This is a genomic window from Streptomyces sp. NPDC059695, assembly GCF_042733785.1.
In the GTDB taxonomy this organism is placed as follows: domain Bacteria; phylum Actinomycetota; class Actinomycetes; order Streptomycetales; family Streptomycetaceae; genus Streptomyces.
The window spans coordinates 15068-25411 of the sequence record NZ_JBHWFF010000046.1 but is presented as its reverse complement, the minus strand read 5'-3'; the positions used below and the strand labels follow the sequence as shown (position 1 = coordinate 25411).

General features: G+C 70.3%; 11 protein-coding genes and 1 pseudogene. 4 read left to right on the top strand and 8 right to left on the bottom strand.

All coding sequences use genetic code 11. The annotated features are described in order from the left end of the window. Nucleotides 1-193 precede the first annotated feature (193 nt). On the top strand, nt 194-451 hold the full coding sequence (locus ACFV2S_RS34520) for a hypothetical protein (RefSeq protein WP_385568779.1): 258 nt from the start codon (nt 194-196) through the stop codon (nt 449-451). Between the two features lie 363 nt (nt 452-814). Here ACFV2S_RS34520 and ACFV2S_RS34515 read toward each other — a convergent pair whose 3' ends face one another. Further along, complete coding sequence (locus ACFV2S_RS34515; RefSeq protein WP_385568774.1) at nt 815-1243, bottom strand: STAS domain-containing protein; 429 nt, start codon at nt 1241-1243, stop codon at nt 815-817. A 388-nt stretch (nt 1244-1631) separates the two neighbouring features. Here ACFV2S_RS34515 and ACFV2S_RS34510 point away from each other — a divergent pair, with 388 nt between their 5' ends. Beyond that, entirely contained in the window at nt 1632-2153 is a 522-nt protein-coding gene (locus ACFV2S_RS34510; protein WP_385568770.1) for a hypothetical protein, read from the top strand. A 49-nt stretch (nt 2154-2202) separates the two neighbouring features. Here the strand turns inward: ACFV2S_RS34510 and ACFV2S_RS34505 are convergent, their stop codons facing one another. Next, entirely contained in the window at nt 2203-3897 is a 1695-nt protein-coding gene (locus ACFV2S_RS34505; RefSeq protein WP_385568766.1) for an alkaline phosphatase D family protein, read from the bottom strand. A gap of 173 nt (nt 3898-4070) precedes the next feature. Here ACFV2S_RS34505 and ACFV2S_RS34500 point away from each other — a divergent pair, with 173 nt between their 5' ends. Then, nucleotides 4071-6032: an acyl-CoA dehydrogenase gene (locus ACFV2S_RS34500; protein ID WP_385568763.1), complete on the top strand. Its 1962-nt coding sequence runs from the start codon at nt 4071-4073 to the stop codon at nt 6030-6032. Nucleotides 6033-6271: 239 nt separating this feature from the next. On the opposite strand, the gene ACFV2S_RS34495 is transcribed toward ACFV2S_RS34500, so the two are convergent. The 6 genes from ACFV2S_RS34495 to ACFV2S_RS34470 form a co-directional block, all read right to left on the bottom strand. Next, nucleotides 6272-6496, bottom strand: a complete 225-nt coding sequence (locus tag ACFV2S_RS34495; RefSeq protein WP_385568758.1) for a hypothetical protein — start codon at nt 6494-6496, stop codon at nt 6272-6274. A gap of 115 nt (nt 6497-6611) precedes the next feature. Next, nucleotides 6612-6860, bottom strand: coding sequence for a helicase associated domain-containing protein (locus ACFV2S_RS34490; RefSeq protein ID WP_385568753.1), 249 nt, complete (start codon nt 6858-6860; stop codon nt 6612-6614). Nucleotides 6861-6954: 94 nt separating this feature from the next. After that, nucleotides 6955-7131 carry a hypothetical protein gene (locus ACFV2S_RS34485; RefSeq protein ID WP_385568748.1) on the bottom strand — a complete coding sequence of 59 codons (177 nt, stop codon included), beginning with the start codon at nt 7129-7131 and terminating at the stop codon, nt 6955-6957. A 446-nt stretch (nt 7132-7577) separates the two neighbouring features. Next, nucleotides 7578-7745 carry a hypothetical protein gene (locus ACFV2S_RS34480; RefSeq protein ID WP_385568743.1) on the bottom strand — a complete coding sequence of 56 codons (168 nt, stop codon included), beginning with the start codon at nt 7743-7745 and terminating at the stop codon, nt 7578-7580. Nucleotides 7746-8142: 397 nt separating this feature from the next. Next, nucleotides 8143-8445 carry a hypothetical protein gene (locus ACFV2S_RS34475; RefSeq protein ID WP_385568739.1) on the bottom strand — a complete coding sequence of 101 codons (303 nt, stop codon included), beginning with the start codon at nt 8443-8445 and terminating at the stop codon, nt 8143-8145. Nucleotides 8446-8529: 84 nt separating this feature from the next. Further along, nucleotides 8530-9669: a helix-turn-helix domain-containing protein gene (locus tag ACFV2S_RS34470; protein ID WP_385568734.1), complete on the bottom strand. Its 1140-nt coding sequence runs from the start codon at nt 9667-9669 to the stop codon at nt 8530-8532. A 405-nt stretch (nt 9670-10074) separates the two neighbouring features. Between ACFV2S_RS34470 and ACFV2S_RS34465 the strand changes: the two are divergent. After that, nucleotides 10075-10278 (top strand): annotated as a pseudogene (locus ACFV2S_RS34465) (transposase); the annotation flags it as partial. Nucleotides 10279-10344 lie beyond the last annotated feature (66 nt).

Here is a 10344-nt window from a genome sequence, read left to right as displayed (position 1 = left end):
GCTCCCGCCGCCGCCCCCCACTCACTGCTGTCCCCCCTCCCCCGCCGCCCGCCCCCCCCCCCCACTTCTGTGTCCGGCTCCTGCTGAGCTGGGGCGCATCGAGATCTCGCACATGTGCGGCAGTTGAATCCGGGTTCCGCACGTTCGGTCGATTGCCGCGTGACCTGCCCCGGCGAGAACACGTTCATCGGGCATGCGAAAGATCATCACTTGCGGTCTGCTGGCCGCCGTCACAGTCCTCGCCGCCACACCCGCCTTCGCCGACAACGACGGCAACTTCGGCAGCGGGGTCAATGCAACGAACAACTGGAACTTCACCGCCGCCGACGTGTGCATCCAGGAACTCGCCGTGGTGCCGGCCCTGAGCGACTGGACCGGCAACCACAAGAACAACTGCTCCAACGGCAATGTCATCGATCACTCCGGCGACGCGCAGTCGGCCGGTCACTGACAAGCTCCCATCGGTAGCTCCCGCCCGGGATCTTGGCCCTTAGCGCAGGCATCGGGATCTCGCGGCTGGGGGCTTTGGAACAGCCACGGTCAGGGGCAGCGCCATGAGCGCTACCGTGGTGAGCGGCCCCGGGTGCCGCGACCACTCCACCGGGTGATCGTTGATCAGACATGCTCTTCCTTCTCGACGGCGGCGCCTTTCTTACCGTCCGGTGCACCGTGTGCCAGGGCACGGGGCCGGCCGCCGCCCTGGACGGCGGAGCGGGCCCGCTCCAGGACGCTGCTCGCCAGCACCTCGCCGCCACCCACCCGGATCACTCTGGCGAGCCCGACGACGCGTTCGTCGTCGGGCCGTGCCGGGCGGTCATCGGCCGGGATGGGACCGAGCCTCTGCACGAGACGTACAACCGCGTCTCACCGCCCGCGTGGTGAACCCCGGCTCGACGTCCGCTTCAGGCTTCGACGTGAACAGGCCCGTCGTGCCGGTGAGCTCGAAGAGACGCCGCAGGTAGCCGGACAGGGGCCCGACCATGACCAGGCGGGCGGGCCCCTCCTGGGCACGCAGGAGGGTGTCGACCAGGGCGACGTCGCCGAACGCGATCGAGGCCAGGTCGACCCGGAGACAGGTGGCGCCCTCGTCGATCGCGTCCGCGAGAGCCTGGTGCAGGCAGGTGACGCTGTCGGTGTCGAATTCTCCGGTGGCCTGGAGGAGCGCGGTCCCGCCGGGCCCTGTGGTCTTGCCGGTACACGCCGGCCCCGCCCGGAGCGCTGTAGACCTCCCCACTGGGCACATGCGTGAACAGCACCTCGCAGTCGTCGCCCTTCACGCCGCTGCCCTTCCCTCGGCTCGCGGACCCGCAGCATCGTGCCCCGCCCCCACCGGGGCCATGCCGGGAGACCAGGGGTGGGCGGTGAGGGTCAGGGGGATGCCGAGGGCCTCGCCCAGCCGGTGCACGCGGGCGAGGACGCTGAGCGAGGCTCGCAGTCACCGCACATGCCGGACACACCGACGCCGCCAAGGGGACATGACGCACCGCCCGCACAACCTGTGAGCGGTCCTTCTGCCCCCAAGCCGACCACGCCCACCCGTTCCCAGCCAGACATGCGACCATCGGCCACCTCCTGTCACGGATTGGTCACTCCGGCAGTCGCGATGAAGGCGCTCTGCGACGATCCGCGGCATGTCCGTTGACGAGGCGACCATTCCGCCTGCCCCCGACCACGCCCCCGCTACCTCGCCCAAAGTGGCGAACCACTTGGTTCCTTGGCTCGTCGGCGGCTTAGCGGGTCTTGTGATCGGGGCGGGGGCTGTGGGCGGAGCGTGGGCCCTGGCCGGTGAGGAAGGTCCTCAACAGGTCGAGACGTTCGAGCTGAACGGCACGATGAGCCTGGTCGGTGGGCCGAGTCAGGTGTCGAGCATGGGCGAATCTTCGTGTCGAGGGATCGGCGGATACGACGACATCCTGCCTGGTGCCTCTGTCACGGTGTACGACGCGGCAGGCGCTGCCGTCGGTACCGGCTCGCTGGGCGAGCCGGAGTACGACGACAGCAACTTCACCACCAGGGTGTGCCGCTTCCCTGTCTCGGTCGCCGGCGTACCCAAGGGCAGCGCCATCTACCAGGTCGAAGTGACACACCGCGGCAAGATCTCCCTGCGGGCGGCCGACGCAGAGGCGGGAAAGTTCGCGGCCTCCCTGGGCTGACGTCCGTCGGCTCGGTCCGCTGTCGTGGGGGTGGGGCCCGCGGGAGCGGTCAGGGGCGCTCCGCCGTCAGGTCGCGTTCCACGATCCGGATCAGCCGGGCCCCGGCGCGGTCGGTGTCGCTGCGGGAGCGGGGGGCGTCGGCGGCCTTCTCCAGGCGTAGGCGGGCGGTGCGGCCGCGGAAGGTCAGGGTCATGAGCTGGTTGCCGAACCAGGGGCCGCCGGCCCGCTCCCAGCTGATCTCGGGGCGGGCGACGCGGCCGTGGCGGGCCAAGAGATGGCCGACGGCCTTGGCGGCGCGGCTCCAGCCGACGCGGAAGCCGATCCGCATCGCCGGCGGGACCGAGTTGTGCAGCGGGGAGCAGGTGAACTGGTTGATGCGGGAGCGCGGCTGCTGTCCCTCGGGCCAGACCGGTTCGGCGACGTAGGCGTGGTGGACGTCGCCTGACAGGACGCTGACGGTGGCGGGTGCGGTGTCCTGGCGGCCGATCTCGGCAAGGGTGTCGGTGAGGCGGTGCCAGGAGGCGGTGAAGGCGGCCCAGTGCTCCAGGTCCGCGCGGCGGCGCAGCCACTCCCCGAACCTGGCCCAGCGCGGACCGCGCTCGCCCCGGCACAGCGCCGCATGCCAGCTCTCCGCGAAGTGGACCATCGGGGGCAGCAGCCAGGGCAGGGACGTCCCCACGACGAGGTGGTCGACGCGGTCCGGGGCGTCGAAGGCCCGCTCGCGCAGCCAAGCCTCCTCCTCGGCGTCCAGCATGGCCCGGTGCTGTTCGTCGAGGACCCGGGCGGCGCGGGTGTCGACCATCAGCAGCCGGGTGCGGCCGAAGTCCCGGTGGTAGCTCCAACGTACGGAGATCGGGTCGGTGTCGGCGCGCTCGGCGAACTCGCGCAGGATCCCGGTGGCGTCGTCGGCGCCCAGGACTGCGGCGTACAACTCGTCCTTGGCGAGTTCGTCCGGGGAGAGGTTCCCGATGTGCTGGTAGACCCAGTACGACATCAGGCCACCGGTGATCCGGTCGTGCCACCACGACGTGGCCCGCATGTCGGCGACCCAGGCGTCGCTGGTGTTCCAGTCGTCGATGACGTCGTGGTCGTCGAAGATCATGCAGGTCGGCACGGTCGAGAGCAGCCAACGCAGCTCGGGATCGCCCCAGGACTCGTCGTAGAGGCGTGTGTACTCCTCGTAGTCGGCGACCTGGTCGGACGGTGCGTCGGCGCCCGTCCCGGCCTCGCGCCGGTGCCGGGCGATCCACCGCTGGGTGTCGGCGGAGGTCTCGTCGGCGTACACCTGGTCGCCCAGCAGGAGCAGCACGTCGGGACGGTCGTGGCCGGGGTCGGCGGCGAGCCGGGCGGCGAGGGTGTCCAGGACGTCGGGGCCGACCGGGTCGGACCCGCCCTCGGCGGGCGCCGCCCACCGGCAGGACCCGAACGCGACGACCGCCCCGTCCGCCTCGACCGGCGGCGTGTTCAGGGTGCTGGGCGGCAGGGACGAGTCCGGCGGGGGCCAGGCCGCCGCGCCGTCGAGGACGACCTCGTAGGGGGCGGCGGAGCCGGGGGTCAGACCGGTGACGACGACCAGCGCGTAGTGGTGGCCGGCGACGAGGAAAGTACGGGCGCTGCCCGCGCCGCCGCCCTCGCACCGGACCTCGACCGTGCACGCCCGGTCCGTCTCCACCCACACGGTCGCCCTGGTGCCCGTCTCCCAGTCGACGTACCGCACCAGCGGCCCCAGCCTCAGACCAGCCATCGCGCGTCCCCTTCCGCATTCCGCACGCGTGGCGGAACGCCCGCCGTGGTCCTGTGCACGGCGCAGGACCTCCTTCGTACGGTACTCACGATGCCTCCGGTGAGGCCCATGTACTGCTCCTGCCCGTGATTGCGGCCGGTATGACGCGGACGCGGCGGGGTATCGGAAGGCCCATGGCACCCGAGGATGCATCCGCCGCCGCGAGCGGCTACGTACAGCCCGAGATCGACGTCGAGGCCCTGGCGCGGCTCCTGGACGGGGAGTACGCCGGGGTCCGCGACCTCGTGCGGACCAATCTGGTGGCCCACTCCTCCGTCCTGGAGGACGCCGAGCGGCTGGACCGGGACGCGTTCCGCGAACGGGTGCGGGACATCGCCGTCGAGATGGCCGGGACCGGGCAGACCGGGATGGGCTTCCCCGCGGCCTACGGCGGCGGCGACGACATCGGCGCCTCGGTCGCGGCCTTCGAGACCCTGGCCTTGGGCGATCTGTCGGTGCTGATCAAGGTGGGGGTGCAGTTCGGCCTGTTCGGCGGCGCCATCCTCCAGCTGGGCACCGCCCGGCACCACGACGCCTACCTGGCGGACCTGGTGGCCGGCCGGCTGCTGGGCTGCTTCGCGATGACCGAGTCCGGACACGGCTCCAACGTGCAGGCGCTGGGCACCGTCGCCCGCTACGACGCCGAGGCCGGCGAGTTCGTCGTCACCACCGGCGAGGACGCGGCCCGCAAGGACTACATCGGCAACGCCGCCTGCCACGCCGAGCTCGCGGTCGTCTTCGCCCAGCTGGAGGTCGGCGGCGAGGCGCGCGGGGTGCACGCGCTGGTGGTGCCGCTGCGCTCCGGCGGGCGGGTCGTGGAGGGCGTCGACATCGAGGACGACGGCCTGAAGATGGGCCTCAACGGCGTCGACAACGGCCGCATCCGCTTCCACGGCGTCCGCGTCCCGCGCGAGGCGCTTCTCAACCGTTTCGCCGACGTCACCCCCGACGGGACGTACGTCAGCTCCATCGACAACCCCAACCGGCGCTTCTTCACGATGCTCGGCACCCTCGTCCAGGGGCGGGTGTGCATCGGCGGCGCCGGGGTGAACATCGCGAAGGTCGCGCTCACCCTCGCCGTCCGGTACGCGGCGCGCAGGCGCCAGTTCGAGGCGTCGCCGGGCGGCCGGGAGCAGCTGCTGCTGGACTATGGGCTGCACCAGCGCCGCCTGCTGCCGCTGCTCGCGCGCACGTACGCGCTGCACTTCGCGCAGGACACCGTGCGCGGGCAGCTCCACGACGTCTTCTCCGGCCGCGACGACTCTCCTGACGCGCGCCGACGCCTGGAGGCGCGGGCCGCCGGGATGAAGGCGCTGGGGACCTGGCACGCCACGCGGACCGTGCAGGAGGGCCGCGAGGCGTGCGGCGGCGCGGGCTACCTGGCGGTGAACCGGTTCGCCGCGCTCAAGGCCGACAGCGACGTCTTCACCACCTTCGAGGGCGACAACCACGTCCTGCTCCAGCTTGTCGCGAAGGGCCTGCTCACCGACCACGCCAGCGAGTTCGAGGACCTGGACCAGCTCGGCGTGGTCCGCTACGTCACCGGGCTCGCGGTGGAAACCGTGATCGAGAAGACCTCCGCCCACAAACTCCTGGAGCGGGTCCGCGACCTGCTCCCCGGCGGCGACGAGTGGGACCAGGAGGCCGGACTGCGGGACTCGGAGTACCAGCTGGCCATGCTGCGCTTCCGCGAGGAGCACATGCTCGCCGGGCTGGCCCGCCGGCTGAAGGCGGGCGTCGACCGGGGGCGCGATCCCGGCGAGGTGTTCTCTTCGGCGCAGGACCACGTGATCGCGCTCGCCCACGCGCACGTCGAGCGGCTGGTCCTCGAGTCGTTCGTCGACGCGTTCAAGGACCAGCCCGAGGGCGGGAACAAGGTCGCGCTGGGCCTGCTGTGCGACCTGTACGCGCTGTCGACGATCGAGGCGGACCGGGCGTGGTTCATGGAGCACGGCAGGCTCACCGTGCAGCGGTCGAAGGCGATCAGCCGCGAGGTGGGGGACCTGTGCCGCAAGGTCCGCCCGCTCGCCGTCGACCTGGTCGATGCCTGGGGCGTCCCGCCCGAGATGCTGCGCTCCCCGGACCTGCTGGGCTGACGGGGCGGACCGGGCGCCGGTCGGGCGGAGGCTGAGGCGTCGAGGGCTACGCCGCCGAGCCGGCGCCCCTGCGCCCCTACGCTTCCCGGCCCGCCCCCGTACCGTCGGACAGGGCGCGGTTCCAGGGCATCCGGGACCAGGGCAGGGCCAGTTCGCTCCGGTCCCGTATCTCGCGCGGGGCCAGGCCGGAGCGGCCTCGCGGCGGCAGGCGTGGACCGTGCCGACGTAGCGGTGCCCGGTCAGTGGCTGTCCCGGGCGGCCTGGGGGATGGTCACCGGCTGCGCCCAGTCGATGCCCAGCTCCTTCAGCGATGCCAACTGCTCCGCACTGAGTTTGTGGCGTCGGGTTTCGGTGTTGGAGACCCATACGCCGAGCTTGACGACGACCGGCTCCGCCTCACCCTCGATCGTGATCTGTTCGCTGTGGCTGCGGGGTACGGGCCGGTGGGCGCCTTCTCGCTCCACCCACGGCGCGAGCGCCTCTGGGCCCCGCTGGAACGCCGGCTGTGCCTCGCTCGGCCCCCCTTCACCCCGCCGCTGGCCGCAGGGGCGGGAGCGGGCGCCTGGGCGGGTTGCACGCTCAGCGTGGTGAGCCGTTCCTGCTGGTCGGTAGCAGCCGCGCCCAGGTGGCCGGCTGCTTCTGTTGCTGGAGCCACTTGCCGATGTCGTCGCCGTCGAAGACGACGCCCGGCGCGATGGAGGGCAGAACACCGTCGGCGTCGACCAGGTCCGCGAGCACCCGGTAGTGGCGTTGCCAGTCCAGCGGCCACGGGCAGTTCCGGTCCGGGTCGATGTCTGAGCGAGCTCGAGGGCGTGCTGATGTCGACACCCGCTCGAGCTCGGTACGCGGCTCCGCGACCGATCTGCCCACCTGGTCACCCAGACCGTCCCCGGCTGACGCCGACCCAGGGGACGACGACGGGTCAGGCGGGGGCGGGGGCGTTCAGGGTGGAACCGGCGCCGAGAAGCGCCTCGACCGGGATCGACCAGCCCCGCCCCGGATCCTCCACCGACCCCGGCAACAGACTGGCCTCACGGCGCCGGCGGATCGTGGAACGGCTGGTGCCACGCGCCTCGGCGGCTTCCCGCTGATTCAGCATCGGACGACTCGAGCTCATCCCCCATCATGGCCCCAGACGCCGGGCCCCGTAGACGACGCCCTTCCCGTCAGTGCCTCGCGTCGATGCCCTTCCAGACCTGCCCGAGTCCACGCCGTAGGACCGGCGAGGACGACACAGCGGGAAGAGGGGACGGTACGGGGGTGTTCAGTGCGTCGGTCACCTGCCGGGCGGCCCGGCGGTGGCCAGTGGGGAGGTGAGGACGCGGGCGTACGTCCCCGGCTCATGGCGGCCAGCGCTACGCCCGCTATTGCTAGCTGGTGTGTGTGATGGGCGCGGGGGCGTCTCCCGTCAGGTTCTCTGAGCACCCTGCCGTACGGGGCCTCATGGCGCTCGGCCGTGTCCAGGATGCTTGCTCAGCGGCGCCGGCATCCTGGCTGGGGCACTCATGCAGGGGGGCGGGCGGGACGCGAAAGCCGTCCCTGGAGTCAGCCGGAGCAAGCCTTGACGAACACGTAGATGATGACGCCGATGATGATCAGGCCGAAGCACCCGCCGTAGTCCTCGTCGCCGTCAATCGAACGCCGGATCCGGTCGCGCTCGTCCTCCCGTCCCCGGTCGTATGCCTGCCGCTTCTCCCAGTCGTCGTAGTACACGGTATCTCCCCCCAGTCACCGTATGGTTGATCACGTTAGGTCTCCAGCGGGTGGCCCTCCGCACCAGGCGCAGGTGGTGGCCGACTCCGTGTCAGATGAGTCAGCGTAGGGAGTCTGCGAAAGATCCGTCCGCCAGCAGTAGAGCGCCGAGCGTGTCCAGAGGCGACGTAGTGCCTGCCAAGGACGTTGCACGCCCCGATGTTTGTGTGTCCTCGCACGGCCTGGGGCCCCGATTGTGGCCGCTGCCCTGATGCTGGTCGTCAAGTACGGCAGCGGGTACTGCTTCGGCGGCCCAAGTCCCGAGGCTCATCGCAGTCACGCTCATGGTGCGGTGACGGCCGCTGTTGCTGGCGCTCCCGTCGCGGAGCCGGCCTGCTCTCAGAGGCTGGCGAGCGCCTCAGTACCAGATGAGTACGGCCAAGTAGGCGCTGAACATTCCCGTCGGAATGCAACGGTAAGCGCGTGCCTGGCCGGAGTTGACGTAGTACGCGCCGAAGATGTTGCACCGCCACACGTCGTAGTTGCCCACGCCGTACCAGCGCCACATCGCCCGCGGGGCGGCCTTCAAGCCGGCCGGCACGGTCGCTGCCTCAGCGGCGGGTGCGGAGGCGGGTGTGGCTTCGGCAACTCCACCGACGCCGAGACTCATGGCCATCGCGAGTGCCGTGGCAATGGCAGTCCTTCGAAAGCTCATCTTCAACGGATTTCCTCCCTCTGAGAGGTATGCCCGGGCTGACGTGGTTCCTGGGCCGGGTAGGAGTGACGTAACCTCCGACTCCGTTGCTCAGGACCCTGCCTGGGCTGGCGAGTCTTCATCTTGCGGTCGGCCCGCTGAATCGGTTTGTGAGTGTGCGCACAGTGACTTGTGGTCCCGTGCAGACGGTTGGAGACGGGTTGCTTCCAATCGGTACTCGCCCGGGCTCATTCCGTATGCGGCCCTGAATGCCCTGCTGAACTCAGCCGGTACAAGCAGTCCCCAGCGGGCGGCGATGGCGGCGATCGGCCGGTTACGCATTCTGGGGTCGGCAAGGTCGGCCCGGCAGCGTTCCAGGCGCTGACGCCGGATTGTCGCTGAGATCGTGGCCGGTTCCTGCTGGAACAGGGCGTGGAGGGACCGGAGAGAGATGTGGTGGTGAGCGGCGATGGCCGCCGGTCGGAGCTCCGGATCGCCGAGGTGGTGGGTGATGAAGGCGTTGATCTGGGCACGCAGCACCGTGGTGCGGGTCTCCAGCGGCACGAGCTCTGCTCTGTCGAGCCGGTCGGCGGCGAAGGAGGTGATCAGGTCGGCGGTGATGGTGCCCAGGCGGTGAGCTTCTGCTGGACCGATCTCAGACGCGTGGGCGAGCAGGGTGTGCAGGTGCTGGTGCAGCAAGGCACCGCTCGCCCCCTCAGGGGCGAGTCGTCGTGCTAGGAGACGCTCGACCTGTGTGGACGGTAGGGAGAGAGCATTCCTCGGGATGCGGAGCACAGCCACCTCGGTCATGCCATCCGGGTCACGCACGCTGGCTTCAAGGGGGTGGGACGTGTCGAAGAGGACCATGTCGCCCCGGCCGATGAACGCGTCGTTGCGGAGTTGGGTGGCCGCCATGGTGCCGCGGCGTATCCACCCAAGCTGGTAGGTCTCGGGATCGAGACGTCGGATATGCCGCGCCGTCCGGGCTGCTTCCAGCGGAGGAAACGTGAAGTGTGCCACCTGCACCACCCCGAGCTGGAGTGCCGACACCTCGGAACGGAAGTCTGCTGTGTACAGGGTTGAGAGTGTGATGGGGAAGATGTACTGCCGGATCTGATCGGAGTACCACGCGAAACGGTCTGCGCTCTGGACGGCCTCACTCGACATGGTGATCAGCAGCCCGTTCTTTCCGCCACTGCTCTTCTGGTCTAGGCACGGTTCGGCCGGTGCCTGAGGATTCACGTTGCACACGCGCCCATGGTGGGGAGCGAGCGCGAAAGCTGGACAGCCCGTTTCGGGCCAACACGGCGTGAGCTCCGCACTGACTCGCTTCTGACTGCCTTGTCGCTGTGCTGTCTGCTCCGGTCTCACCCGCTCCAGGCCGGAGTCCTCGAGTATCGCCCGCACAAGGTGACGTGGTCTGACGGCTTCTGGAGGCTTGGGTCTGCCGCACGAGCGGGTGACATCTGAAGGGGCTTGTCCTGTGGGGCAGATGGGGGGGCGCCGAATCTCCCGGCGTAGCCACACATGGCACCCATGAAACCCGTACGTTCGACGGCTCCCAAATGCCGTCGAGCGTGCGGGTGCATGCTGTACGGCAATCTGGAAACCGCTAAGAAGTCATCTCATTTGGTTGAATCGGCAGGCTGTGGGACCGTGGTGGGGATTGTTGAGCGGCTGGTGCCGGACGAGTTGTGGGAACTGTTCCAGCGAGTGGTGCCGGAGGCTCCATCGCGACCTCAGGGCGGTGGCCGGCGTCGGCATGGCGACCGAGAGGTGCTGGCCGCGATCGTGTTCGTGGCCACTTCGGGCTGCACCTGGCAGCAGTTGCCGTCCGCGGGGGGTGGGGGGGTGGGGGGGGGGGGCGGCGGACCGCGACCCGCTAGAGGGCGCTAGAACCGAGGATCGGACGGTCGACGAGCGCCC

What these genes read in the sequence shown, in the direction of transcription:
- ACFV2S_RS34520 (WP_385568779.1), top strand. Translation starts at nt 194, where the DNA reads ATGCGAAAGATCATCACTTGCGGTCTGCTGGCCGCCGTCACAGTCCTC.
- ACFV2S_RS34515 (WP_385568774.1), bottom strand. Translation starts at nt 1,243, where the DNA reads ATGTGCCCAGTGGGGAGGTCTACAGCGCTCCGGGCGGGGCCGGCGTGT.
- ACFV2S_RS34510 (WP_385568770.1), top strand. Translation starts at nt 1,632, where the DNA reads ATGTCCGTTGACGAGGCGACCATTCCGCCTGCCCCCGACCACGCCCCC.
- ACFV2S_RS34505 (WP_385568766.1), bottom strand. Translation starts at nt 3,897, where the DNA reads ATGGCTGGTCTGAGGCTGGGGCCGCTGGTGCGGTACGTCGACTGGGAG.
- ACFV2S_RS34500 (WP_385568763.1), top strand. Translation starts at nt 4,071, where the DNA reads ATGGCACCCGAGGATGCATCCGCCGCCGCGAGCGGCTACGTACAGCCC.
- ACFV2S_RS34485 (WP_385568748.1), bottom strand. Translation starts at nt 7,131, where the DNA reads ATGCTGAATCAGCGGGAAGCCGCCGAGGCGCGTGGCACCAGCCGTTCC.